Below are 25227 nucleotides of genomic sequence, written 5' to 3'. Positions count from 1 at the left end.
AGCAAAGGAAAGCGAATGAACGGCGCCGATATGCTCTGTGACGTCCTGTTGGTTAACGGCGTCGATGTCTGCTTTGCCAATCCCGGCACGTCGGAGATGCATTTCGTGGCGGCGCTCGATCGCAAGCCGCAGATGCGCTGCGTGCTTGGCCTGTCTGAAGGTGTGGTGACCGGCATGGCGGACGGTTACGCTCGAATGACAGAAAAACCGGCCGCGACACTGCTGCATCTCGGTCCGGGTCTTGCGAACGGCCTTGCCAACCTGCATAACGCGCGCCGCGCCCGCACGCCTATCTTGAATGTCGTCGGCGACCATGCCTCCTACCACCTGCAATATGACGCACCACTGACAAGCGATATCGAGAGCCTTGCACGGCCGATGTCCCACTGGGTCGGTCGCGCGGATGGACCCGCAGACATTCGCCGCTGCACGGAGGAAGGCTTTGCAGCCGCCATAGCGCAGCGCGGCGTTTCCACGATGATCCTGCCGGCGGACGCCGCTTGGGGCGAGGTTTCCCCCGAAATCCTGTCCCCGGTTTCCGTTCCTGCTCCTCCTCCGCTGGACGATGTTGCATTGAAGGCGGCCGTGAAGGCGCTGAAGAGCGGCAAGCGCGTCATCATTATTCTCGGTGGCCGCGCGTTGCGGGAAAAACCGCTCGCAACAGCAGGACGGATTGCCGCCGCAACCGGCGCTTCGCTGTTTTCGGTGCAGTCGGACCGCGGTGCCCGTGGCGCGGGCCGCGCATCCGTCAGGCCCATTCCTTACAACATCGAGCTGGCCGTCGAGGCACTGAAGCCGTTTGAGGTTGCCATCTGTATCGGTCCGCAGCGACCCGTCACGTTTTTCGCCTATCCCGGAAAGCCAAGCACCACATTGCCACCCGGCTGCGAGATTGTGCAACTTGCGGACCATGAGCATGATCTGGCGGCCGCACTGGAGGCCCTGGCGGATAGCCTGGATGTCGCGCCGAATGCTCACTTTGCTCCGAACACCTTCGGGCAACATGACATCCAAGTTCCCCATGGGGCGCTGACGCCGGATGCCATCAGTCTGGCCATTGCCCGGCACCTGCCTGAGAATGCCATCGTCATCGATGAAGCGCTCACCTCAATTGGGCAATATCCTGCGCATTCTCCTTGTCTCCACCCGCATGACCATCTGCCGATCACAGGGGGATCGATTGGAATTGGCATTCCGCTGGCGGCAGGCGCAGCATTCGGTGCGCCTGATCGCAAAGTGGTCGCCCTGCAGGCAGATGGCAGCGGCATGTACACGGTTCAGGGGCTCTGGACGCAAGCGCGCGAAAACCTCGATGTCGTCACCATCGTCTTTGCCAACAACGCCTACCGCATCCTGCAAGGCGAAATGACGAATGTTGGCGTGAACTCCTATGGCGCAAATGCGCGCAAGATGCTCGACCTCGACCAGCCGAAGCTCGATTGGTGCTCGCTGGCCAAAGGTCTTGGCGTCGAATCCGGCCGGGCGACGAACACGGCGGAATTCGTAAAGCTCTATACCGCTGCCCTGTCCCGCAAGGGGCCGTTCCTCATCGAGGCCGCAATGGTCTGATCACGCCGGCTTCGTGGCGGTGATCATGATCATCTCGACCTTGAGATCCGGGCTGGCGAGTGTGGCTTCGAAGCAGGCACGCGCAGGCGGAGCGGTACCTTCTACCCAATCGTCCCAAATCCCGTTTACCGCAGCGTAGTCCTGCATGTTTGCAAGGACAATCGCACAGAAAAGCAACCCCTCCTTAGCACTACCAATCTCGGCCAATCGGCCTTCTGCTTTGTTCAGAAGCTGGCGCGCCTGCTCCGCGGCGCTGAGCGAACCATCATAGGGAGCCTGGGGCGTGCAGGCGAAATAGCCTGTGCCGCCGTGAACAACTGCAAGGCTCCCTCGCTTGCCAACACCAAAGCGCTCGATGATCGAGGAGAATTCTAAGGTCATGAAAGATGCTCGCCTTTCTATCGGGTGATGACGAAGACGGAGTCAGGCGTCCAACTGATGCAGCATTCTTCGCCTTCCTTGATGATGACAACGTCTGCGCCCAGCACCCTTACCCGCATCGGGATGTCTCCGGCTCTGCCGATTACAAGAGCGTTGTCGCCATAATTGACGATCGTCTCGACCGTCATCCTAGCGCTCTTTCGGTCTTCGATCGGGTTACGAGACAGCTTGATATGTTCTGGCCGTATCAGCAGTGTCACTTCCTGCCCATCTGCCAGAGCATTGTCAGATCCTGCATAATCGAAGGAGCCAAGTACAGGACTATTGGCTATCCGGGCTGCAGCGTTCGTGACCGTTGCTGGTATCAGGTTGCTCTCACCTATGAACGAAGCGACGAAAGACGTCTGCGGGCTGTGATAGATGTCAAGCGGTGCCGCGCATTGTTCGATCCGGCCTTTGTCGAATACAACGATCCGGTCCGACATCGACATGGCTTCGGATTGATCGTGGGTGACAAAGATCGTGGTTACGCCCAGGCTGCGTTGGATGCGCTTGATCTCGATCTGCATCTGCTCGCGTAGGTTCTTGTCAAGCGCGCCGAGCGGCTCGTCGAGCAATAACAAGGAGGGCTCGAACACAAGCGCGCGTGCAAGCGCAACGCGCTGCTGCTGCCCGCCCGAAAGCTCTTTTGGATGCCTGTGGCCAAACCCCTTTAGGCCGACGAGGGAGAGCATGTCTTCGGCCTGACGGAGTCCCTTTGCACGATTCACACCACGCATCTGCAGTGGGAAATAGACGTTCTCCGCTGCGGTCTTGTGGGGAAACAGAGCGTAGTTCTGGAAGACAATACCGATATTGCGCTCGTGCGGCGCGAGCTCTGAAATGGATCGCCCCCCGACACGGACACTCCCACCGCTTGCCTTCTCGAAACCGGCAACGATCATTAAGGTCGTCGTCTTACCGGAGCCGCTTGGCCCAAGGAAGGTTACAAACTCTCCCTTTTCGACCGACAGACTCACGTTATCCAGCGCCGTAAAGTTCCCGTAGGCCTTGGTGATATTGGAAAGTTCAAGATAGCTCGTCATCGGTGAGTCCTTGGGAATTTAGTGTGCGCCGGCAGGTGAGCGGCTTGGCGTAGGGGCGCGGCTGCGGAGGGTGCTGATAAAATAGGGAGTTGCGATGCCGACCAACACGAGGAAGAACAGCAACGTAGAAATCACAGCGATCACGGGATCAGCTTCCTGCCGGATGCTGTCGAACATCTTTCTCGGCAGGGTCTCGGCGTCACGCCCGGAAATGAAGATCGCGACAACCGTCTCGTCGAACGACTGAATAAAGGCAAACAGCGCGCTGATGATCAGGCCCGGCCGCAGGATCGGCAGGGTGATGTGAATGAACGTCTTGGTGGGACTTGCCCCAAGGCTTAAGGCTGCTCGCTCGAGATTCCGGTCGAAGCCTTTCAGATTGGCGGATAGCACCAGAAACGCAATTGGAACCGAGAGACATGTGTGAGCCAGGATGACGCCCATATGGCTGTGGACCAATCCGAGATCACCGAGATACGAGTAGTATCCGACCGCCATGACGATGTGAGGCACGGCAAGGGGCATCAGCATCATCAGATCGGCGACGCCTTTTCCACGGAACTTGTGTCGCACAAGGGCAAACGTGGCGGGCACGACCAGCAGCATGGTCAGCAAAGTTGTCGCGGAGGCGATAACGATACTGTTCCAAGTCGGTATCAACCAGTCGAGGTCGGTGAAGTAAGCTCGGTAGTAGCCAAGCCAATAACCCGGCGGCGGAAACTGCAGCGAACTTGCACTCGAAAAAGACATCGGCACAACAATCACCAGGGGTGCCGCAATGAAGACTGTGACCAGGATGCCGGCCCAGCGCATGAACGTGTTCATGAATGATCACCCCCAAAGTTTGTCGAGGCCGAAGCGGCGGTGGTAGATGGCAAGGATCACGAAGGTAATCAACAGCAGGACCATCGCCATGGCTGACCCCATGCCGAAGGCCAGGAATTCGTCGATCTGGTGACCGATGAGACCTGCGATCATCTGCTCTCGCGGGCTGCCAAGAAGAACAGGTGTCACATAGAATCCGAGGCAGATCACGAAAACCAGCACGCAACCATTCGCGATACCTGGGGCGGTCAAGGGCAAGTAGACATGTCGAAAGAGCGACCAGCCCCGGGCCCCGAGACTCTCGGCCGATCGGATCAACGCCGGGTCGATCTTTTTCATGACCGAGAAGATGTTCATGATCATGTATGGCGCGAGAATGTGCACCATCGCGAGCGTTGAAGAGAAGCGTGTGAAGAGGAGCTGCGGTGTGTCATCAATCCCGATCATCTGCAGCAGAGCGATCAATGGACCATTGTTCCCGAGCAGGACCATCCAGGAGTAGGTTCGCACCAGAAAGCTGGTCCAGAAGCTCATCGTCACGAGCAAAAGGATGAGCATTGCTGTGCGCGGCTTGGAGTGCGCCATGAGGTAGGCGAGGGGATAACCGACTGCCAGACAGCACACTGTCACGAAAGCCGCGGTCAGGAAGGTGTTGAGGAACACGCGCTGGTAGAGCGCGCCTGTCAGCACTCTTTGGTAGTTTACAAGCGAGACACGAGGATCCGTCACACTCATGATCGCGACGTCGACGAGCGGGACGACGAAAAAGACCAGCATGTAGATGCCGAGCGGCGCCAATAGAAGCCATGGCCAGACATTGGTCCTTTCCGTCAGTCTTGAGAGGCTTGAGCCCATTGCCTTCCCTTCCCATGGCATGCGGGGTCGACGCGGCATAGCGCGTTAGCGATGCCGCTTGATTGAGATGGATTGGTCGAGCGAACCTTAGCTCGCGGCCCACTCCTCGAACCGTTCTGCAAGCTCTGCTGGATCGATCCCGAAGTTCGCCATGTCCTGCTCGAAGGTAAGCTTGTAATTCTCTGGTGAAGTCGGCATGCGTTTGGCATCCTCAGGGCTGACGAACTCCTTCGAAGCCGGGTTCAGCGGACCGTATTCGGCGGACTTGGAGAAGCCGGCAAGCGGCTTAGCGCTGGTGGCGAATTCGACAAACTTCCTGGCACTGTCGAGGTTTGGGGTGTTCTTGGCTATGACCCAGTATGCCCGTTCGATTTCGCCTTGATTCCATGTCATGGCGACCGGCGCGCCTGTCTTTTCAGCCTCGAAATAGCGGCCGTGCCAGATACCGATCATGTCGATCTCCCCGTCACGCAAGATCTGGGTTGATTGGGCTCCGGCTGTCCACCACACCCGCACATGCGGCTTGATCTTGTCCAACGACTTGAAGGCGCGTTCCACGTCGAGCGGATAAAGATCCTTTACAGCCACGCCGTCAGCCAGCAGAGCGAGCGGAATGACACGTGAGGCGTAACGTTGGAGCGAGCGGCCGCCTGGGAACTTCTCGACATCCCAGAAATCAGCCCAGGTTTTCGGCGTCTCCTTGTATTTGTCGGTCCGCCACGCAAGCACGGTTGCGAAAGCATGGGAAGCAGCGCCGTTTTCAAAAAGGCCGCCCTCATAGGGGGGCTCCAGTTCTTCGATGATCCCCGCCTGATTGGCGCGAATCAGTTCTCCGGCGCCAAGCGTGGTGACGTCGAACTCGTAGGTACCCGTTTTGACCTGCTGTGCAAGCTTGGCGAACGACACAGGCGACACGGTCTTGACCTGGATGCCCGTCTCTTTCGTGAACGGCTCGATCAGATGGGTCTTGGCTGCAGTCTCCCAGGGTCCACCCCAGGTGTTCACATACAGAACCTTGTCCTGTGCGCGGACGATATAGGGGGCGGCAAGCGAGGCTGTGATCGCCGCTCCCGCGGTCTGCAAGAATCGCCGACGGTTTGGCGTCAACAACGTTTTCATGTTCAATTCTCCCTCTTTTATGATTTTCTGAAGGTGGCTTCGTAGAGCCTGAGCCAGTTGCCATGGGTGATTTGCCCGACCTCCGCTTCGGAGAACCCGACGGCACGTAGTCCATCCGGAATGACGCGGATGTCCTCGACCTTTTTGAACCATTCCGGCGGTGCGGCCTTCAGCGGCTTGCCGGCAGTACTGGCGCCGTAATCCTCGCCACGGGTCCAGCGGCCCTTGCGCATCCACGCATAGTCAGGCGCAGTGAAATTGTGGCTTTTGTCGGTGCCGATAGCCACTGAGTCGATGCCAGCAAGATCGACAGTGCGAGCAACCATCGTGCACCATGCTTCTATGGAGGCGCAGTATTCGTCGCCGGTGATGTTCCGATAAGCAGCACAGCCAATGACGCCTCCCGTATCTCTTAGCGCACGAATGACATCATCGGACTTGTTGCGCTTGTGCATGAAGAGCGACTGCGCATTGGCGTGTGTTACGGCGATTGGTTTCTCAGACATTTTGATCGCGTCCAAAGTGGTTCTATCGCCGACATGGCTACAATCTACGAGGATCCCAGTGGCGTTCATCTCACGGACCACTTCCCTGCCGAAGCGCGCCAGGCCGGAGTCCTCCGCTTCATAGCAGGACCCGCCGAGCTCGTTCTGGTTGTTGTAAGTCAGTTGCACGACCCGCACGCCGAGCTCCGCAAACATCTCGACGAAGCGGATGCGCCCTTCGAAGAGGTTGGCGTTCTGGAAACCCATGATGATCGCGAGCTTGCCTGCGTCCGATATGCGGGTGATATCGCGAGCGGTAAGAGCGATTTCAGCGATGTCGGCATTGTCTCGAACGAGGTCTCGCCAACGAGCTATTGAATCCATGGATTCGACCGCACCTTCCCAGAAGCCGCAGGTGTTGACGACGCCGCCCACATTCCCCGCGAGAAGAGCTTCGAAAGCGGCACGATCGAAGTGGCCGCATTGCAAACCGTCGATGATCATGATCCGGCTCCTTCCTTGATCCGTTCAGAAAGGTTTGAAGCCAAGAATGAGACATCTGTCTCGTCATCATTGTCTTTGCGGCCGATAACCGTCCCGTCTTCGTTGACAATCATCGGTCCGGCATGTCGTCGTGACACGACACTGTCCGTAGCAAGGGCCCGCTTCGCCAAGTGATAGATGCGCCACCAGAGGTCAGCTTCGATCTCGACGCCTCCGGCGAGGAGAGCCCATAGCATCGGGTCGTCTGCTCGAACGTCACCTTTAACAGGAGCAGGCTTCGCTCTTAGCAGGTTCCCCAGGACGGTAACGGCAAGACCGGATCTCCCGCCCAAATCGGCCGCTATCGCCAGTTCGTCAGCGTCTGCGACATTGCCTACCGTTAGCTCCGCGGATCCATGGCGGGCGACGAGCTCTCCAAGAAGATCGATGGCAGTCGGCAGCACAAACCACGCGTGTTCGCCGTTCGCATCCAGCCCAATCGTACTGCCGTTCTCGGCCGCTACGCTGATCCGCGCCGGGTCGGCTGACTTGAAGTCGCCAAAGCGCCTTTCGAGCAATTCGAATCCGCCAAGGCCACGCTTTTGCGAATACATCGGAAAGTCGCAGACCGCGAGGAAGAACCCCTTGGGGAGACTGGAAAGCGAGAAGATGCGCTCGGACATCAGGCGCATCTCGCGAGGCATCACCCTCATCGTGGTGCTGGACAAGATATTCATAGAACTGGCTCCGCAGGATAGTACCAAATGCCGGTGTAACCGGCACGCAGATCGTCAGGCGTCGGGGCCCCGTGATAGAGGACACCGCGCAGGTTGCGGCTCAAAAAATCCCGGCACTTGTCGATGCCGTGGATGCCGACATTCATCAGCCTGACAAGGTCGATCGGAACGAATGCTTCGGAGTTAATATTGGCGCGGGGAGTATGGTATTCCTGGCCCCTCAGGCTCTGAACACGAGAGACCATATGGCGGTGCTGCGGGCGCTTTAAGAGAAAGCGAGCAATGGAAAGTTTGCCGTCTTCGGCATTGAGATCAGCAAGGAGGGATTGGATACTGCCACATACATCCAGGCCGAGGTCTAGGGCGTCTGGCACTTCTTCACGGGCCCCGCGTCGGGGCTCCTCTGCCGTCTCAGACTTGTACCACACGTATCTGTAGGCATCCGGGCCCGACATATCCACGTCAAGGGCCCACCGATAATCTTGTCGTACCAGCGTTATCAGATCTGCAACACTCTCTGCGGGAGAGACGACGAATTCATCGGGTGCCTCGACCCCCTTCAAAAGGGCATCGGCCTCATCCGGTACGAGTTCCAGATATAGCGACAAGAGCGTTTCATAGGCTTCCGGCGCCACTTTGCCGTCGAGTTCGTCTGCCAGTACGTCCAACGGGCGAACCGTTTCACGCCCCAGAACAGCACCGGTGGCTCGGAACCGGTGTAGCTGCGCCAAGATCGTATCAAGATCGTCCGCGACCCGGGCGCTGGATGCGAAGGTTTCGTAGACCATCCTGTCCTGACGGCGAAAGACGATCGCGCGCTGAAGAAGGTCTGAAAGCTGTTCGATGCGGTGATCGGATTTGTTTAAGGCAAGCCCCCGCGCAAGCGCGATGGCGTGCTCTCGAGCCGAAAGAAGCCGGTCTATCAATCGCGGGTGCTTGTGCACGAAGAAGATGAGCCCCAGGGCCGAGCCGTTGCCCACCCCAATGTAACGGCGGAGTTCTGGAGCTAGCTTGACGGCTTGCGAAGATGCCTTGGCGGCGAGATGTTCAACCAGGTCGCAGGAAAACTCGCGCATGAGATAGGCGGTCAGTAACTGGGCTTCGAGAACCCCGCCGAGGGCATGGTGCGCTCCAAGCGATGGAAAGGAGCGCGTGCCGAAGGTTCCGTTTCCATCAAGCCCGGTATTGCGCATCAGGTAGCACACGCGGGCGATGTCCTCTCCGTGAGGCTGACGGCCCTCTGCCAGCGCTGCCATGGTTTGATCGAATACACGCATCGATCGGTTCGATCGACACCATATTAGAGCGTTGGACGTCGCTCTGCCTGTATAGAGCTTCGGGATCTCCCGTCGCGCGCTTTCTATTTCTTCTTCCGTAGCGGGGCCTTCGATCAGCGCGCCCATCATGTCCCATGCTTGGCCGATGATGCGACCTGTTCGAGCGGTGCGGCTTGGCGGACGCGAAAAGCCAATGAAGGAGAATTCCTGGTATGGCGCCTTGATTGAATAGACGACGGTTCCTTCTGCGTTGCCGTCCACGTCGAACCGAACAATGCGAATGTCCCATCTTTCGCGGATCATCTTGTTCATGAAAGCGCGCGTGCCGCTTAGCCGGCTGGGCTGAATGGCTGCAAGCCGCGATGTCTTCATCACCTCGTGGCCTGGCCTCGGCAGCGGCTTTGCCGCCTGTTTGGATGTTGCGGTCATGCCCTCAACGCGCTCCCTGCTGCATCTTGGTTATGGCGCGAGCCGCTTCGAGAAGCGGTTCGCGGAAGAGTTCGAGAACGAAGCGCGTTTCCGGCATCACCAGCGAGACCGTGGAAAGGCACTTGTTGTGGATGTCGAAGATCGGCGCAGCGATCGCGACCACTCCGCTGTGGGTGTAGCCGCTCGACACCGCGTACCCCTTCTCGCGGGCCTCATCGAGAAGCGCGTCCGCCGCAAGTGGTTCGCCGTTCTGCTTCAAGCGTTCAAGCGTTGCCGGATCAGCGAACGCAGTAAGTATCCGCCCGGACGCTGACCCTTCCAGCGACATGGTGGTGCCGATCTTTTGCTCAGCCCTTAAAACGCTGTGCGATTCCACGCGCGAAACGATGCACGGAACGCCACGGTCAAGAACGGCGACTGACGCCGTTTCCTGGACACGGGCGACCAGCGTCTCAAGGATCGGTTGTACGCGAGTGCCCAGATCAGCTTGCTCCAATGCTGCGGCTGCAAGTCGGCATGCATGCATGGAAAGGCGGTAACGCATTTCGTGGTCCTGCTCGACCAGACCTGCCTCGACCAGTGTCAAAAGACGCTGATAGGCGGTTGGGCGGGACAGTTCCATAGCGGTGGCAATTTCGGGCAACCGCATGCCGCGACTGCTTTGGGCGAGCACATCAAGCACGGCCATCGTCTTGAGGGCCGTGGAGAGAGGACGGACGCCCGAATTTTCTTCTTGTATTCTATGTGAATATTCTGTATCCATAAGGAATATACTGCGTCGCTAATTGATCTATGTCAAGCGCGGCCGGCGAGGCCGCGTGCGTACTTCTTCTGTTTTCTAGCTAATGCTTTGTTTGTGATAGAGAGTTTCGCCGGGGCGGAGGCCGTCCTTGATGAGGGCTTCCGCACTAAGGTGGCTAAATCAACCCGCAGGCCGAGCTGGAAACGCCGCTCTTCCATAGCCCGAAAAGTCCAAAATCGTTCGATGACGAAAGTAATCAGCACCGCGCCGGCTGCCGTTCCCATGTCTCGAAATCAGAAATGGCATCGTCTTCTAAGGGAGCTGGATAAGGTACGGGTTGGCCAGCCTTTTAAGGTAGCGGTGGGGGTGATCGGTGATCACCACCAGCGCCTTGTCATTCGTTTTGCGAGCGTGACAGCTGCGGAAGGTTCACAGGCGGCCAAATTCGGGATGATTATCTATTCAAACGGAGGACCATGATTACCTCGTCAGCTTCCATGTTGTGACCACGAAAACCATCCGGAATGCGACCAACCTCTAGGAAACCATGGCGCTGATAAAAGCGGACCGCGGCTGAATTCTCTGCGTTCACCGAAAGCTCAAGCTGCAAAACCGCGTGGTCTTTTGCGTGCTGGATGATGTGGCCCAGAAGCTGTGTGGCCATCCCGCTCCCACGTTGACCCTTCTGCACATAGACGCCAATAATTGTCGCCCGATGCGAGAACCGGCTCGGGCGTTGGAACTTGACCCCCATCATGCCGACGGGCCGTCCATCAACAAACGCGACGAAAACCGGATGGTCCAGATGGTGGCGCCATTCGTCGTCAGAAAGCTGAGCCCAATCGTCATACACGCTCGCGAACGAAAGCGGTTCCTCTAAAAGCGCCTCCAACCGTAGTCTGCGAAATATATCGACATCATCGGACGATAGCTGCCTGATGACGGCCTGTTGTTTGATCGACACATCGGCCTCCGGCCCGTTATGAGGTTCAGCTCAATTGGAATGAATTGAGCATCGGAGCCAGCCAAAATCAAACGCCTTCTGCGACGCTGACCATCCCCATTCGGGAGAAAGCGGCGTTATGGCTCTGGTCCTGATGTGCTCTGCCAGTTCCGCCCAGATCGGGTTGCTCGTAAAACTTGAGAGATCGCCGCTTGCCTGCGACAGAGACATTTCCGCGTATTCAGGCATCGGTATCGTCGCTTCTCGTAAAAGCTCGATCTCGCGATGCGGATACCCTTGGTAGGGCTTTAAGACCCGGTGACCCCAGAGACCGGGCCGGACGTCGCCGCAAAGTTCCGTCAGGAGAGCCCCGTTTCGCGATTACTCGAGGCCGACGGCGGTCACGTAGCGCATTAGAGGGTAGTAGATGCTCTGGCGGCATGTTCAAGAGCAGGGTTGAGGCTGTGCCTGACCCCCCGCAATCTCCTGAGTGACCGTGACAGCCTGGAGTGATGGATCACCTTGGCAATGCGCGGCGGTTCTTCATTCGGTCCGTGCCTCCCGTTTCTAGTCATCGGCCAAGCAAGCGAATTTAAACGAAGTACCGCAGCCGTTACATTGCAGAAAGTACCTAGGAAAAAGCTCCGCCAGGCAGCCTGCTCACGAGCCGCAAGCAAGGCCGCCATGGGTGGCATCAGGTCCACGGGTGATGAAGCTGTTGGCTGGAGGCTAGCACCATGCTTCAGGTCAAAGCCAGAATCGCCGGGTACCTTTCTGTGTGTCTCCATCTTACAAACGACTGTGACTGACGTGAAAGCTCCAAGCTCACCGTTGCTGTTGATAGTGCTTCGCGGACGACGGCGAGAGCGGTCTCCAGGGTGCCGTCTGATGACCGGATTATCTGTGCGACTATTTTGCGAGCACCAGTTGAAATACCTTTGCGAGTGGAGCAGTCTTCGACGAAGACGGAGGGACCTTGGCGATGGACCAGAAGAAACCTAATCCCATTGATGTTTATGTCGGAAGCCGGATCCGGCTGCGCCGGACGATGCTTAAGATGAGCCAGGAAACGCTTGGCGAAAACCTTGGAATAACATTCCAGCAAGTTCAGAAATACGAGAAAGGAACCAACCGGGTTGGCGCCAGTCGCCTGCAGCACATTTCCACCATATTGAACGTGCCGGTCGCCTTCTTTTTCGAGGATGGTCCCGCCAGCCATGCAGCCGGCGACAACAGGTCGCAAGTGAGGGAGGACGACGCCGTGACAAGGTTCGTTGGAAGCCGTGAGGGGATCGAGTTCAATCTCGCATTCCAGCGCGTCGGGAACCCCAAGCTGCGCCAGAACATCCTTCAACTCGTCAAATCGTTAAGCCGCGGCCCGGATGCAACCGATACCAAATCGGATGATCCGAGAGCCGCTGGCTGACGGACGTCGTCATGCTACGGTTGGTGACCTTTGGGAGCCTGTGGATTGCCGATGACGAACAGGGGCGGCTACCCCTTCCGGAAAAGGCATTGCTTGCTCTCGTCTATATGATGGTCGAAGGCGAGGAGAAACTGCCACGCGAGCACCTGGCGCGATTACTTTGGAGCGGAGACCCGGAGGCAGCCAAAACCAACTTCCGCAAGATGATCGAAAGGGTGCGCAAGTGTGCAGCCAGCGGCTGGCGGTTGCCGATGGAATCTTCCACTTTGAACGTCAAGCTGACAGGCCTGCCGGTGGATGCCGATTTCATGCTCTTTTCGGCTGACCCTGCCGGTTACGACCAGCTTCGCACCGCTTCGAAACTTCTGACCCTGCGGTTCCTCGATGGAGTCGATCTGCCTTCTGCACTGAAGTCATGGGCGGAGACGCAACGAGAGCGCCATTGGAGCGGGCTTCGGGACCTTTTGCTTGCCGCCGCCTCCGCTCAGGATCGGCAGGACCTGCCGCTGATCAAAGAGGTCGCAAAGCAGCTGCTTGAGCGGCATCCGGACGATATGGCGGTCCAGGAAGTCCTGGTGGAGACACATCGTCGCCAGGGCGGTACCACGCCTCGGTTGCCCGCTTTGCCAGGACGACCGGAATTGGCTGCCTTGACCGACGCCGCGATCCCGCCGGTCCAGGTCATGTCCGAACTCCCCCGGCTGGTTCTCCTTGCTCCGACCGGTATCGATGACCGTGCCTCCTATCCCGCACACGCTCTCCTGGAAGACATCACCATCAGCCTGTGCTCGCTGCGAACGGTGGCCGTGGTCGCTCCTTACACAGCCGAGCGAATCCGCAGCCACCCTGATAAGCTTGCGCAACTGGAAACCCATGCGATTTCTTATGTCATCGATACTCGCCTTGGGCCGGACGGGCTTTTTGTGCAGATGATCTTTCTGCCCTCCGACAGCCTCCTATGGGCGGAGCGGTTTCATCTTGATCCAAACCTGCTGGTTTCGCATCGAAAGCAGGTGGCGCAGATGGTTGTGGAGGCGATCAACCACCATCTCCGGCGCAGCGAGGCCATACTTGCCGATTACCGCGCCCAGCCGGAGGTGTATCGTTCGTATCTGGCAAGCTCACAACATCTTAACAAGTTCACGCTTCCTGATGTCCGCCGTGCCCGGAACGCGTTCAGGGAGACACTCAAGATGCGCAACGACTTCGCCCCGGCTCTTGCCGGCCTGTCGCGCACCTATTCCTGGGAATGGGTTTTGACGGCGAGGGGAGATGGTGAATTGCTCCGCCAGGCCGAGCAGGTAGCGCAGCGGGCAGTCACCCTGGAGCCGGAACTGGCATCGGCGCATCGGGAACTCGCCTTGTCGAAGCTCTATATCGGCGACGTAGATCACAGCCTCGAAGCCTTCGACCGGGCCGAACAGCTGAGCCCGCACCTGGCGGATGCCGTATGCGGATATGCCGACGCTCTGGTCCACGCTTCCAAACCGTCTGAAGGCCTGGCCAAGATCGAAAAGGCCATGGCGCTCAATCCCATTTGCCCGGACGACTATTTCTGGATCGCCGCAGGGGCCAGCTATTTCCTTGGCCGGTTTGATGCAGCGATCGGCTACATCGAGCGCATGGAGGATCCGTCTTCGGCGCGCCGGCTCCTCGCTGCCAGCCATGCAATGGCTGGCGATATGGCCAAGGCGCGGATCCATCGGCGCAAGGCCCAGGAGCTCAATCCACACTTTGATGTCGACAAGTGGCTGTCCGTACTTCCGGTGCGCGAACAGTGGCAAAAGGACGTATACCGCGAGGGCCTGTTGAAGGCCGGGTTCTAATCGCTGATCCAAAAAGGGGGAATTGATGGCTAGAATTGTTGTGATCGGGTTGCCAGGTGACGAGCAGCTCTACCTTGCCGACCTTGACGCGGGGACTGTCCAGTCTATGGCGGCGCCGGTGTCCGGGCCGCTGGCTGCCGCAAATGATCTCAGAAGGGCAGGGGGAACGATCGTCAAAGGCGTCAATCTGGTTGTCGCGGTTTCCTCCTCGGAACAGGTGGCTTCCGGTGTATTCGACGGCTGACAAAACGTCGATCTGAGGCATGGACCGTATTTGCTCGCCTGCAGAGACCTTCGAGCGGGTATTTCCGTTTCTGGAGCGGTTCGGTATCACTCGCATCGGCCGTCAAACTGGACTGGACTGCATCGGAATTCCGGTTTGGTGCGCCTATACCCCCAACGCGAAATCCATCGTGGTCGCGCAAGGCAAGGGCTTGACCGACGCCGACGCGAGAACCTCGGCTGCCATGGAAGCTCTCGAGCGGGCCGTGGCATGCGAACCCGTGTTGGGAGCCAAACTGACATCGGTCTTAAGGCTCGATCGGGAAGGCGAGGAGGCGGACCTGCTTTCCTCGCTCGTCGCGAGCGGCAAGCATGGTCCGAGCCCGGATGACGAGCTTTTTTTCGTGGAGGGGCGAGATCTCCTTTCGGGGCGGCGGGTCCACGTCCCGATGGAGGCTGTTTGCCTCGATCGGACATTGGCAGACTGGCGGTACTGGCAATCTTCCGACGGTTTGGCCTCAGGGAATAACCATGACGAGACGGTCTTCTATGGCCTTCTCGAGCGGATCGAACGGGACGCCCATGTTTTGTGGCAGGTGCTTTCCGAACCAAGACAGCATGCACGATGTGTCGCACCCGAAGCCTTCTCCGATCAGCGGGTCAGGAAGCTCGTTGCGATGATCGAGGATAAGGACATCTCCCTGCAGCTGTTCGACATCACCAGCGACCTTAAAATTCCTTGTATAGCCGCCTTCCTTGCGAACAAAAGCGCACTGCGATCAACCTCTGCCCGTTATGTAGACGTGACCTTCGGCTGCGGTGCTCATCCACGGCCCGAGCAAGCAGCAATTCGCGCAATCACCGAGGCCGCCCAGTCCCGGGTCACGCATATCAGTGGTGCCCGCGACGACATCTTTCCCGAAAGTTACCGGCGGCCCCTTTCAGATCGTCTGCGAAGGCTGTTTGACGCACGACCAGGGCGTGACCCACCCTGTGGCGGCCCCGCCGGATTGGACCAAATCCTCGGATGTCTGTCGCAGGCGGGCATTCGACGTGCAATATCGGTCCCGCTTGGCCATCCGGACCTGCCCTTTGCCGTTTCAAAGATCCTGGTCCCGGACCTGGAAAATCCGGAGGGAGCACGACGGCAGAAATTGGGGCCAAGAGCAATTTCTGCGACATTGATCCCATGAAGATCGTGTTTGCGGGGCCAAGCCTTCCGAATGCCAGTGAAATCGCTGGAACCGAGGTCGAGGTTCGCCCTCCGGCTGTCCAGGGGGATCTGCGCCGTGCGATTGATGAAGGTGCAACCGTCATCGGTTTGATCGATGGTGCATTCGAATATGTCGCTCCCGTTTGGCACAAGGAGATCCTCTACGGCCTGGCAAAGGGGGTAACGATCTACGGTGCTGCAAGCATGGGTGCCTTGCGGGCGGCTGAGTGCCGGGCCTTCGGCATGGTCGGCATCGGAGAGATATTTCAAGGTTATGCGAGCGGAGCCTTGGTCGACGACGCCGACGTGGCGCTGCTCCATGGGCCGAAGGAGATGAACTATCTTGCACTTACCCTGCCTTTGGTGAACGTGACCGCCACACTCGCTCCCTGCCGCCGACGAAACCTCATCTCCTCTGCAGAAGAGCGGTTGGTGGCACAAAGCGCCCATTCGTTGTTTTTCAAGGTCCGGACCTGGGCTGCCATTGTCGAAGGCTGCCCGGATATCGAATTCCATCGCGCCGCGGAACTGTTGGCAATCCTGAGGTCGGAATATATAGACCAGAAACGTCTCGACGCCCTCTCTCTCATCCAAATCCTGCGCCAGACGGTCCGGCAGCGCACGGTTCCTTCCTTCGAATTCAATCGTACATCCCTGTGGCGCGATTGCTGACGTTATCAGCCGCGCGTTGTGTCACGCCGATGTCACGCCAGTCCTTTGCGGTTCGGGTTAGATTGCGCGTCCGACCGAGGGAACGAGGGACGTTTCAATGACGCATGACATCGATCGGAATGCCGAGCTGGAAGCTTTGGCGCGCCTGCTCGTTTACGCGCGCGATACTGCGCGTCTACTGCAGTCGCGGGAGGTGGAAGCAGGACTTTCGGTAACCTTGGAAGCAATCAGCATGGAACTGCACAGCGACGTCGAAGTCGACATCGCAAGGCTTGTGGCTTCACGAACGGCGACCGGCAATCGCTATCAGTAATCGGCTTAGGGGGTAAGCCGGTTGCCGTTCCCGGGACTCCAGGGGCGCGGCATTGGAAGGCTCGACACGCAAGCTATGGAAGCGTGTCGAGCCTCACCGCAGTGGGGTACCGTCTGGACGGAGCTGCGGCGCTGGAGATTTCCGCCAGCGCTGCTGCTTCGTCCAGACGGCGTTCCGAACACCGTTAACGCACGGTTAACTCAGCAAGTTTCATGATCTCCGAGCAGTCGTCCGAGACGAACGATCTCGTCGGCGCACTTCATCAGCGTCACGGAAACCAGTTGAGGTGGCATCAGATCGAAACATGCCAAAAACCCCGGCAGATCCGCCGTGACGTCTCGTGTCACCGGAAGGATCTTGCCCATCTCCGCAAGCCGTTCCCGCTGGTCCTTGATCGTCGATGCGGCCCTATCGACAAGTCTCCTGCCTTCGGACATCGTAATCATATCGATCTGGTTGGCGGCTGCGAACAGCTCCCGAACGAAGTCAGACGTTGCCGGCATGGTTTGGTTCTCCCCCACATACACCAATCTGGAAACGAGACCTCAGATGCGCGTGCGCTCTCGGTAAGCGGCGGCGGCTGACGAACACCGATAGTGTTTTAACTGTGCAGTTTGCATTTGCGCCATGTTGAAGGACTGCGCGCCAGTCGATCGTTCGAGCGAAAATGTCGCTTCACTCGTGTTGCCTCGCCAGATGTAGGTAGTGGGATTGAGACGGTCCCTGGTTCACGGCTGCCACAAATGATGCTCCTGCAACCATCAGGGAGAATGCCAAGGAGACGTATAACTTGATCATCGAAAATTGCTCGTCGGATAAATGCTCTTAACGGACAGTTTTCATACCTTAGTGCATTCATTGGCCGCCGCCGCGTGACATCGGCGTGACAATCGTTTGAGCATGTTTCGCGGATCGGATGGAGCTAAAGAGGGCCGCTTGTTTGTTCGGCAACATCGCCCATCAACGAGGCGCGTGCGACTTGGAGGTCGTGAGAACTCACTCATCCAGGGTCGGCGCGACTCCCTCGGTCTTCGCGGTTTCGGTCGAGTTAACGGCGTGGATAAACACCGGCCGGTGGGGGATCCGTTCGCTACCGGTCTTTCCATTCGCGCGGCGAAAGCATGCGTGGCGCCCATGATCAGGATGAGAAAAGCGAAAGGCCAGCATCTCTCTGGCGGAGTTCCGGGAGGGATCCCCAGTGGGTTCCGCACAACGAGCAATCTTGTCGCGGTCGACGACCGGTAGTCGGAATTCTGCTGGTCGCAGAAGTCTTTGCCGACGAGGCTCAGGACGATGAGAACTCTACGCTGGATAAGTTCGTTCGAAATCTGAACGACTGCATGCAGCCCCAGATGAATGTCAAATAAGCCAAGCTATTGTTATGGCGTCGATCTCAAACAGCGCGTCGTTCCCTTGGACATGCTATTCAGCGTTCCTGCCGTTGTGGTAGCCGCGCTATTACGGAAGCCAGCCTAAGGCCTCTTGGCAATCGGCAAAAGTCTGCAGATCGGCTCGACCCCGAGCACCGAGCGGTTTGCATCGATGAAGGAGATCATCGCTTCAGTGGGCGCTCGAGCTCCGCCGGGGCAAAATATGCAGAGGCCTTGCGCAAAATCTCATTGGCCTGACGAAGTTCGCGGTTCTCCCGCTCCAGTGCCTTCATCTTCTCCGCGACGTCACTCGGCAAACCCGCACGTTTGCCGCTGTCCACTTCAACCTTCCTCACCCACTCGTTTGATGACAGTCACCCCAATTATCTTGACAAAATAAATCATATTTACGATTGGATATGCGTCATAGAATTTCTAGGGGGTTTTCATGCTTTTCAGACGGAACAAGCTAGCGATTACAGTTGCCTTCGTTTTTGCGCAGCCAATGGTCGCAACCGCTGATCCGATCACCATCATCGACCACGAGAACCGCACCGTCACACTGCCAAAGCCGGTCAAGCGGATCGCATCGATCCCGATCCCGATGGCTTCGACCATCATCGCCATGGACGGCGGAACCTCGAAGCTGGTCGGCATGAACCCGACCGCCAAGTCGGCGATCGTCGAGGGCGTGCTCGGCAAGATCTTCCCCGAGGCCAAGGACATTCCTTCCGACATCACCGCGCCGAACTTCATTCCGAACGTCGAGGAACTGGCCGCCACCAATCCCGAGCTCGTCATCCAGTGGGCCGATCGCGGCCCGGACCTGGTCGACCCGATCGTCAATGCCGGCCTGACCGCCCTTTTGATCTCCTACGGCACGGAGGAGAAGACCAAGCAGTACCAGGCCATGGTGGCGACCGCGATGGGCAAGCCCGAACGGGCGGAGATGATCAATGGCTGGCGTGACCAGGTGGCCGCCGAAATGGCGGCGAAGTCGAAGGAGATTCCGGCGGAGCAGAAGCCGAAAGTCCTCTATCTCGGCCGCGCCCTCGAAAGTCTGACGGCATCTGGCGACAAGGGGAACTACAACGCCTTCTACATCAATCTGGTCGGCGCCACTTCGGCCTCCGCCAATCTCGAGGGCCAGGGCACGACGATCAGCCCGGAGCAGATCGCCGAGTGGAACCCGGATGTCATTCTCCTCAACAGTTTCGAGGCCAAGCTCGGCCTTGAGCGGATCTATGACGACCCGATCCTGTCGCTGACCAAGGCCGCCCAGGAAAAGCGCGTCTACAAGATGCCGCTTGGCGGCTATCGCTGGGATCCGCCGAACCAGGAAAGCCCAATGACCTGGATGTGGCTCGCCAATCTCCTGCATCCCGACGTCTTCCAGTACGACCTGCGCGGCGAGATGAAAAAGGCCTACAAGACGCTCTACGCCTACGACCTGACCGACGAGGACATCGACGGCATCCTGTGGATCGGCATGCAGGGCGACGCCACCGACTACGCCCAGTTCAAGGCGAAGTAGGATGGCGATGGCGGCGACGGAGAGCGGGCGCCAAAGCCTGATCGGTTTGCGGACCGGTGCGTTCGGGCTTATGGTGCTGGCGCTGATTGCCGCCATGCTGTTTTCGATCGGCGCCGGACGCTTTTCCGTCGACGTGCCGCGGATCGGCGAGATCCTGCTGGCGGCGATCCTCAACCCGGATGCCGCGCCGACCCAGATGGACGAGCGCATCGTGCTGCTCGTGCGCCTGCCGCGCGTGCTTCTGGCGGCGCTGTCAGGCGCGGCGCTCGCCGTCGGTGGCGCGGCCCTGCAGGGCGTGTTCCGCAATCCGCTGGTCTCGCCGCAGGTGCTCGGCATCAGTCAGGGGGCCGCTTTTGGCGGAGCGCTCGCCATCCTGTTTGGCTATTCCGGTGTCGTGCTGCTCGGCATGGCCTTCCTGCTCGGCCTGTCGGCGCTGGTGCTGGTCGGGCTTCTTGCCCGTATCAACGGCCGCACCGAGGTGATCACGGTCATCCTCGCCGGCATGATCGTCGGGGCGCTGTTCGCGGCGTTGGTGTCCGTCGTTCAGTTCGTCGCCGATCCCAATACCTCGCTGCCGGCCATCGTCTACTGGCTGATGGGTTCGTTCTCGACCGCTACCTGGCCGCGCCTGTGGCTCGCCGTGCCGGGCATGGGGCTTGGTCTCATCGCCGTCTGGCTGTTGCGCTATCGGCTCAACCTTTTGGCGCTGGAGGAGCAAGAAGCACGGTCGCTCGGCGTCAATCCGGACCGCGAGCGCTGGTACATCTTCACCGCCATTTCGCTGATGACCGGAACCTCGGTAGCGGTCGCCGGCATCATCGGCTGGATCGGGCTCGTCGTGCCGCATGCCGCGCGTATCCTCGTCGGCGAGGACCACCGCGCGCTGATCCCGGCATCGGCACTGCTGGGCGCGGCCTACTTGACACTGATCGACACCATGGCGCGCACTCTGACGGCGGCGGAGATCCCGCTTGGCGTGCTGACCGCGCTGGTCGGCGCGCCGGTGTTCGGCTACCTGCTGCGCCGCCATTTCAAGGAGACGAACCGGACATGATCGGCCTTGAAGACGCCTCCGTCTCGTTTGGCGCCCGCACGCTGTTTTCCGGCATCAGCTTCACCGTGCCGGTCGGCCGGTCGATGGCGGTGCTCGGCCCCAATGGCCGCGGCAAGACGACGCTTTTGCGCGCCCTGCTCGGCTTCCAGCCGCTGGTGAAGGGTCGCCGCAGCGCTCCGAAAATCGCTGGCTACGTGCCGCAGCACGGCGCCTCGCAGGCCAAGCTTTCCGGCCTCGATGTCGTGATCATGGGCCGGGCGGCGCGGCTTGGCCTGTTCGGCCAGCCCTCGGCCGACGACCGCGCGGCGGCCGAGGAGGCGCTGGTCGAGGTCGGCGCCTGCCATCTGACCGAGCTTCGCTACGACCGCATGTCCGGCGGCCAGCGACAGATGGTGCTGATCGCCCGGGCCATCGCCAGCGGATCGCCGGCGCTGGTCTTCGACGAGCCGACCTCGGCACTCGATCTCGGCAACCAGTCGCGCACGCTGGAACTCCTGAACATGCTGAGACTTCGCCGCAACAAGGCGATCCTGTTCACCACCCACGATCCCAACCATGCGCTGGCGGCGGCCGACGACGTGCTGTTGATGATGCCGGAAGGGCGTGAGATGCACGGCACCGTCGCCGAGATGCTCGAGCCCGACAAACTGTCGGAACTTTACGGCGTGGCGATGCGATGGGTGGACGTCACCGGACCGACGGGCGAGACGCGCCGGGCAATCCTGCCGGCCTTCGCCGGAATAGAGGCCGCATGAGCACGATCTACCTGAAATCAGCGTATGAGGCCCCGTCCGAGGCGGTGAAGGCGGCCGCGGCCGAGGGTCTGGTGACGATCGTCGAGCAGCCGGCGCTGAACGCCGACATGCTTCTGGCCCACAAGGGCCTGATCACCGGCAACCAGCTCGACCAGAACGCCATGGCCCTGATGCGCGAGGCGCTCGCCGCCTTCCTCGACGCCGGCGGACGCTGGTTCTTCAATGGCCACATGGTGCGGCCGCTGGTCGAGGGTATGAGCCAGTACCGGCCGATCGAGGCGCCGAAGCGCGCCGATTTCGACCTTTCCTCCGTCAATGCCCATCCGCTGTTTTCCGGCATCGAGCTTTCCAAGCTCGAGACCAACAAGGGCGTGGCGGGCTTTTACGGCCGGGGTTGCAATCCGCTACCCGAAGGTGCCGTGGCGGTCAACGGTCTGGGACCGGCGCGGGTGCCGGTCGACTGGGTCTGGGCGCGGCCGAAAGGCGGGCGGATCTTTTCCCATGCCGGCAATGACCTCGGCTCGATGGGGCTGGAATGGAACCTGTCGGGCGAACTGACACGGCGCATGATCGACTGGACGCTTGGCGGACCCTGCCTCGACCCATGGCCTTCAGCGCCTGCGTTACCGGCCGCCGAGCTGCCGCTTGCCGCGCCCGAAACCTATGGCGGCATGCGCATGTCGAGCCGGACGGGACGGCGCGTCGTCGCGCTATCCTGCGGCACCTATTACCATATCCGCAGCCTGGAAGGACCGCGCTACACGGAGGTATTCGACGTGATCTGCGCGCCCGAAGAGCTCGCCGACATCCTGCGCCCCGACGATATTCTCTGGGTTCCATGCCGTACGCCGGCGCAGCGCATGATCGCCCAGAAGGACGTGATCGCTCGCCATCTCACGGACGGAGGCACGGTGGTGGCGCTCGGCGAGAGCCGGTCGGATCTCTGGCTGCCGCATGTCGACTTCACCGGTACGCCGACGAACTGGTGGTGGTGGCTCGATCCGGCCGCCAATCTCGGCGTGCGCGTCACCGAGGCCGCTGCCAGCCATCCGCTGATGGCGGGTATCGGCGACAACGAAGCAACCTGGCATCTGCATGGTTGGTTCACGCCGCCGGACGACGCCACCGTTCTCGCTCGCGATGGCGAAGACCGGGCGATCCTTTACGAGGACAAGGTCACGACATCGGGAACAATGATCCTCTCCTCACTCGATCCGATGTTCCATCACGGTTCGCATTTCATGCCGGCGACGACACGCTTCCTCGACCGGCTCGTCCCCAATCTGAGGGCCTATGCCCATGTCTAACGAGATCACCGTCCTCGACAACGGACACCCGATAAGCTTCACCTTTGACAGCATCAACGCCTATCACGGCGGCGGCTTTCCCGGCGGCGTCGCGCATGCGCTGAAGGCCATGCAAGCGGCGTTTCCGCTATTGTCCGACACGCCGCTGGAGCGGCGCGAGGTGCTGATTGTGACCGCTTTTTCCGGTCCCGGCGGCCGCGACGCGCTGGAAATGGTGACCCGGGCGCTGACCGAGGGGCGGCTGACCATCGACAAATCGATCGGCGGCAAGGACATTATTTCAGATCCTCCCGGTCCCTATGTGTTTCGCTTCAGCTATCGCGGGCGGACCGCCGAAGCCGTGATCAAGCCCGGACATGTGAAGGAAGAGTTCGTCACGCTGGGCGCCAAGAGGGACAAGACGCCCGACGAGATCGCCCGCCACGAGGAGCTGAAGGCGGAGATGGCTTATCGCCTGCTGCCTATCCCTGCACACGAGGTGTATGGCGTAAGGACCGTTTGATCCAAATCTGACCGAGAAATCCAACATATCGCGCGTGAATGGCTGCGGTCAGAGTTCTTAGCCGGTCCTGAATGCTGCTCTCATTACCCTTGAGCAGCGGACTTTCAGTCAGAGCCTCGTCAGGCGGTTAGCAAGGAAAGGCGCCCTTCGAGTTAGAAGCCCGCAAGACGATCATGGGTTTAACTGATCATCGTGGCGCAAGCTGAATGCCAAATCGTCGCTCCCGCAAAGGCGCGAGGGATCTTTTCCGGACATTCCGTAACCATGCGGGTGTCGCCCTAACGAACAAAGAGACCGGAATGGCTGACCTCACCAACGTGGCCTACTTCACGGCGAAGCCGGGCCGCTCGCGATGAACTGCTTCGGCTCGTCTCTCCCTCCCGCAAGGAGGAAGGCTGCCTACGCTACGAGACCCACCAGTCCAATGACGTTCCCGACGCGTGGATGATGCTCGAAGACTGGCGGCACGCCTCGGATTTCAAACTGAATAAGAGCGCTACTCGCAAGGGCCTCGTGGGAGGAACGCAGTTCCCAACCTAGCAATGGCTAGGGATGGCGGGGGTTATAGCTACCGGCGATCGACTTTGGCCTTCGTCTTGTTTCAAGGAAGAAAAGCCGCCTCAAACCGCCGCTCCTGTATAGAAGCGGATACGGTTGATGAAATCATCCATATGAAAATAGGTTCGGGGCTCCCCTGATTGGTGTCGGTGAATGAAGACCTCGTAGTTGATGATAGGATGATGGCCTCCGGCCCTGACTTCGCGGACATGTCTCGTTCCGGTCACGACGACATCATAATGATCCTGTCTGAGCGACGTTAAAAATTCTTCATGATCTGCAACCGCCGCGGCCAAATAACCTTGGGACGCAAGGCTCTCCAGGAGTTTGCCCGCGATATCGCGATGAGGAACGTAAAGGAGAATGCGGTGTACGGCATGAAGTAATTTGGTCACGGCAAAAGGACCTACTTATTTGGAAACGGAGAAGAATCGGTTGTTCGTTGAACAATCGCATCCGCAAGCGCAGGCCATGATAGGAGCTTGCTGGCCTTCCTCTGATTCACGATTCCCGTGTGATCTAGGACGTGGAGAGGACGCGGGAGCCTTCTCTGAAACAAGCTGTGGTCCTCCTTTATTTATAGCGTGCAACGACGTGAGCATGGCATCCCCTTGATCGAAATACTGTCTGATCCATGGAACCGGACCGATACCAAAGCGTCGCTTTGAGCCCCAGCGCTCACCCTCTCTCACCATTGTTTCCCACGGCCGAGGTCTGCCATGAAAGACGACAATCCTGGCCTTGCTTGGCTGCCGGACCTTCGGGAAGAGCAAATTGAGTGGGAAATATTTCGTGCAGCTTCTTTTGAAGCTCACGCAGAAGCCGGCTGGCCAGTAGCTTCTCCGTCTCACCGTTTGTGTGAGGTAGGTCTGGTCGTTTTTGAATGACTTGATGCGTTCGGCAGTATGGGCGGCGAAGTCGCTAAATATGGCTTCGGCCGTTGAAGGGCAAAATCCAAAAACCGAAGATTGTGCTCCGCGATCTGGTCTGAGCCACATGGGAAGCAGGCTCCAAAGATCCGGATTCCACTCCCGCTGAATGACGAGGTGCCGGCGTTCTCGGACAATGGCAAGGAAGGGAGCGAGAGAGCGTTGGATGATGACGTCAAGGTCAAGGAACAGCACCGCCTCTGCCGACGGGAAAAGATCTGGCGAAAATACTCCGATTTTTGGCCAACATCCCTTCCTCCAAGCACCCTCTGGAAGAGCAAGTTCAGGTATGGGCCGCACCGCGATGCCCGACGCAAGACCAAACCCGTCGTCGGTCAGGCAGACAAATTCGAATGGCTCCTCCATGTGCCGTAAGACACCGGCATAGAGTGCATTTACGTGCATGGCCGTGAATCCGGCGCCCCATTTCATGCATACGATCGTGATCAAGGTGTGCGACTCCCGTTAAGTGAGGAGTTCGGCTTAGGCGGGAATTGGCGAGGTTGGTGCTGCTATTTGTTGCGATCGGTTTCGGTAGATTTCCAATAATTTCAAATCGGTTCGACCTGGCGGTCATGAATAGCTGCAGCGCTCTCAGGGCGCTCTACCGGACAGG

Annotated in this window: 26 protein-coding genes, 2 pseudogenes and 1 other annotated feature; of the genes and pseudogenes, 13 read left to right on the top strand and 15 right to left on the bottom strand. The window is 59.2% G+C overall.

Features of this window, described 5'->3' with window-relative positions:
• The first annotated feature begins 15 nt into the window (after positions 1-15).
• The gene (locus EDE05_RS14985) at positions 16-1569 is read left to right on the top strand and encodes an acetolactate synthase large subunit (protein ID WP_105372287.1); all 1554 of its coding nucleotides are present in this window, start codon (positions 16-18) and stop codon (positions 1567-1569) included.
• Here the strand turns inward: EDE05_RS14985 and EDE05_RS14980 are convergent, their stop codons facing one another.
• From EDE05_RS14980 to EDE05_RS27205, 11 genes and pseudogenes are all read right to left on the bottom strand, one after another.
• Positions 1570-1950, bottom strand: coding sequence for a RidA family protein (locus EDE05_RS14980; RefSeq protein ID WP_134101881.1), 381 nt, complete (start codon positions 1948-1950; stop codon positions 1570-1572). It abuts the gene before it with no gap.
• Positions 1951-1967: 17 nt separating this feature from the next.
• Positions 1968-3035, bottom strand: a complete 1068-nt coding sequence (locus EDE05_RS14975; RefSeq protein ID WP_105372289.1) for an ABC transporter ATP-binding protein — start codon at positions 3033-3035, stop codon at positions 1968-1970.
• An 18-nt stretch (positions 3036-3053) separates the two neighbouring features.
• On the bottom strand, positions 3054-3860 hold the full coding sequence (locus EDE05_RS14970; protein WP_112800149.1) for an ABC transporter permease: 807 nt from the start codon (positions 3858-3860) through the stop codon (positions 3054-3056).
• A 6-nt stretch (positions 3861-3866) separates the two neighbouring features.
• Positions 3867-4715, bottom strand: coding sequence for an ABC transporter permease (locus EDE05_RS14965; RefSeq protein ID WP_105372291.1), 849 nt, complete (start codon positions 4713-4715; stop codon positions 3867-3869).
• A gap of 87 nt (positions 4716-4802) precedes the next feature.
• Positions 4803-5834 carry an ABC transporter substrate-binding protein gene (locus tag EDE05_RS14960; protein ID WP_112800147.1) on the bottom strand — a complete coding sequence of 344 codons (1032 nt, stop codon included), beginning with the start codon at positions 5832-5834 and terminating at the stop codon, positions 4803-4805.
• A 17-nt stretch (positions 5835-5851) separates the two neighbouring features.
• Positions 5852-6823, bottom strand: a complete 972-nt coding sequence (locus EDE05_RS14955; protein WP_112800145.1) for a membrane dipeptidase — start codon at positions 6821-6823, stop codon at positions 5852-5854.
• Complete coding sequence (locus tag EDE05_RS14950) at positions 6820-7539, bottom strand: hypothetical protein (RefSeq protein ID WP_112800143.1); 720 nt, start codon at positions 7537-7539, stop codon at positions 6820-6822. The genes EDE05_RS14955 and EDE05_RS14950 overlap by 4 nt, the downstream gene beginning before the upstream one ends.
• Complete coding sequence (locus tag EDE05_RS14945; RefSeq protein ID WP_245519918.1) at positions 7536-9128, bottom strand: hypothetical protein; 1593 nt, start codon at positions 9126-9128, stop codon at positions 7536-7538. The genes EDE05_RS14950 and EDE05_RS14945 overlap by 4 nt, the downstream gene beginning before the upstream one ends.
• A 121-nt stretch (positions 9129-9249) precedes the next feature.
• Positions 9250-10008, bottom strand: coding sequence for an IclR family transcriptional regulator (locus EDE05_RS14940; protein WP_105372295.1), 759 nt, complete (start codon positions 10006-10008; stop codon positions 9250-9252).
• Between the two features lie 433 nt (positions 10009-10441).
• Positions 10442-10951 carry a GNAT family N-acetyltransferase gene (locus EDE05_RS14935; RefSeq protein WP_112800141.1) on the bottom strand — a complete coding sequence of 170 codons (510 nt, stop codon included), beginning with the start codon at positions 10949-10951 and terminating at the stop codon, positions 10442-10444.
• 30 nt (positions 10952-10981) lie between these two features.
• Positions 10982-11371, bottom strand: a pseudogene (locus EDE05_RS27205) (hypothetical protein); the annotation flags it as partial.
• Between the two features lie 535 nt (positions 11372-11906).
• On the opposite strand from EDE05_RS27205, the gene EDE05_RS14930 reads away from it, so the two are divergent.
• The 6 genes from EDE05_RS14930 (at position 11907) to EDE05_RS14905 (ending at position 16602) form a co-directional block, all read left to right on the top strand.
• On the top strand, positions 11907-12356 hold the full coding sequence (locus EDE05_RS14930) for a helix-turn-helix domain-containing protein (protein WP_105372298.1): 450 nt from the start codon (positions 11907-11909) through the stop codon (positions 12354-12356).
• A gap of 11 nt (positions 12357-12367) precedes the next feature.
• Positions 12368-14182, top strand: coding sequence for a hypothetical protein (locus EDE05_RS14925; RefSeq protein ID WP_112800133.1), 1815 nt, complete (start codon positions 12368-12370; stop codon positions 14180-14182).
• A gap of 25 nt (positions 14183-14207) precedes the next feature.
• Positions 14208-14426, top strand: a complete 219-nt coding sequence (locus EDE05_RS14920) for a hypothetical protein (RefSeq protein ID WP_105372300.1) — start codon at positions 14208-14210, stop codon at positions 14424-14426.
• 19 nt (positions 14427-14445) lie between these two features.
• Positions 14446-15597, top strand: a complete 1152-nt coding sequence (locus EDE05_RS14915; RefSeq protein WP_134101878.1) for a YcaO-like family protein — start codon at positions 14446-14448, stop codon at positions 15595-15597.
• Positions 15594-16289, top strand: a complete 696-nt coding sequence (locus EDE05_RS14910) for a TfuA-like protein (RefSeq protein ID WP_105372302.1) — start codon at positions 15594-15596, stop codon at positions 16287-16289. Before EDE05_RS14915 ends, EDE05_RS14910 begins: the two co-directional genes overlap by 4 nt.
• A 97-nt stretch (positions 16290-16386) precedes the next feature.
• Entirely contained in the window at positions 16387-16602 is a 216-nt protein-coding gene (locus tag EDE05_RS14905; protein WP_105372303.1) for a hypothetical protein, read from the top strand.
• 200 nt (positions 16603-16802) lie between these two features.
• On the opposite strand, the gene EDE05_RS14900 is transcribed toward EDE05_RS14905, so the two are convergent.
• Positions 16803-17105 (bottom strand): hypothetical protein, encoded by a 303-nt coding sequence (locus tag EDE05_RS14900; protein WP_112800125.1) that lies wholly within the window; start codon positions 17103-17105, stop codon positions 16803-16805.
• Between the two features lie 978 nt (positions 17106-18083).
• Positions 18084-18200: a sequence feature (AL1L pseudoknot), on the bottom strand.
• Positions 18087-18334 (bottom strand): annotated as a pseudogene (locus tag EDE05_RS26855) (IS3 family transposase); the annotation flags it as partial. Its footprint overlaps the feature before it by 114 nt.
• Positions 18335-18420: 86 nt before the next feature.
• Between EDE05_RS26855 and EDE05_RS14890 the strand changes: the two are divergent.
• The 6 genes from EDE05_RS14890 (at position 18421) to EDE05_RS14865 (ending at position 23664) form a co-directional block, all read left to right on the top strand.
• On the top strand, positions 18421-19506 hold the full coding sequence (locus EDE05_RS14890) for an ABC transporter substrate-binding protein (protein WP_105372305.1): 1086 nt from the start codon (positions 18421-18423) through the stop codon (positions 19504-19506).
• 1 nt (position 19507) lies between these two features.
• Positions 19508-20560 carry an iron ABC transporter permease gene (locus EDE05_RS14885; protein WP_134101874.1) on the top strand — a complete coding sequence of 351 codons (1053 nt, stop codon included), beginning with the start codon at positions 19508-19510 and terminating at the stop codon, positions 20558-20560.
• Positions 20557-21315, top strand: coding sequence for an ABC transporter ATP-binding protein (locus EDE05_RS14880; protein ID WP_112800121.1), 759 nt, complete (start codon positions 20557-20559; stop codon positions 21313-21315). The genes EDE05_RS14885 and EDE05_RS14880 overlap by 4 nt, the downstream gene beginning before the upstream one ends.
• Positions 21312-22622: a hypothetical protein gene (locus tag EDE05_RS27050; protein ID WP_134101870.1), complete on the top strand. Its 1311-nt coding sequence runs from the start codon at positions 21312-21314 to the stop codon at positions 22620-22622. The genes EDE05_RS14880 and EDE05_RS27050 overlap by 4 nt, the downstream gene beginning before the upstream one ends.
• A complete protein-coding gene (locus EDE05_RS14870; RefSeq protein ID WP_105372309.1) occupies positions 22615-23124 on the top strand; it encodes a hypothetical protein in 510 nt (169 codons plus the stop codon). Before EDE05_RS27050 ends, EDE05_RS14870 begins: the two co-directional genes overlap by 8 nt.
• A 303-nt stretch (positions 23125-23427) precedes the next feature.
• Positions 23428-23664 (top strand): putative quinol monooxygenase, encoded by a 237-nt coding sequence (locus tag EDE05_RS14865; RefSeq protein WP_348631513.1) that lies wholly within the window; start codon positions 23428-23430, stop codon positions 23662-23664.
• Between the two features lie 80 nt (positions 23665-23744).
• On the opposite strand, the gene EDE05_RS14860 is transcribed toward EDE05_RS14865, so the two are convergent.
• A complete protein-coding gene (locus tag EDE05_RS14860; RefSeq protein ID WP_134101867.1) occupies positions 23745-24077 on the bottom strand; it encodes a hypothetical protein in 333 nt (110 codons plus the stop codon).
• 15 nt (positions 24078-24092) lie between these two features.
• Positions 24093-25061 carry a glycosyltransferase gene (locus EDE05_RS14855; protein WP_132412278.1) on the bottom strand — a complete coding sequence of 323 codons (969 nt, stop codon included), beginning with the start codon at positions 25059-25061 and terminating at the stop codon, positions 24093-24095.
• Between the last annotated feature and the right edge of the window lie 166 nt (positions 25062-25227).

It is taken from the genome of Neorhizobium sp. R1-B, assembly GCF_004368875.1.
GTDB lineage: Bacteria > Pseudomonadota > Alphaproteobacteria > Rhizobiales > Rhizobiaceae > Neorhizobium > Neorhizobium huautlense.
Note: the sequence above shows the minus strand (reverse complement) of the source record. Positions and strands in the feature narration are given on the sequence as shown.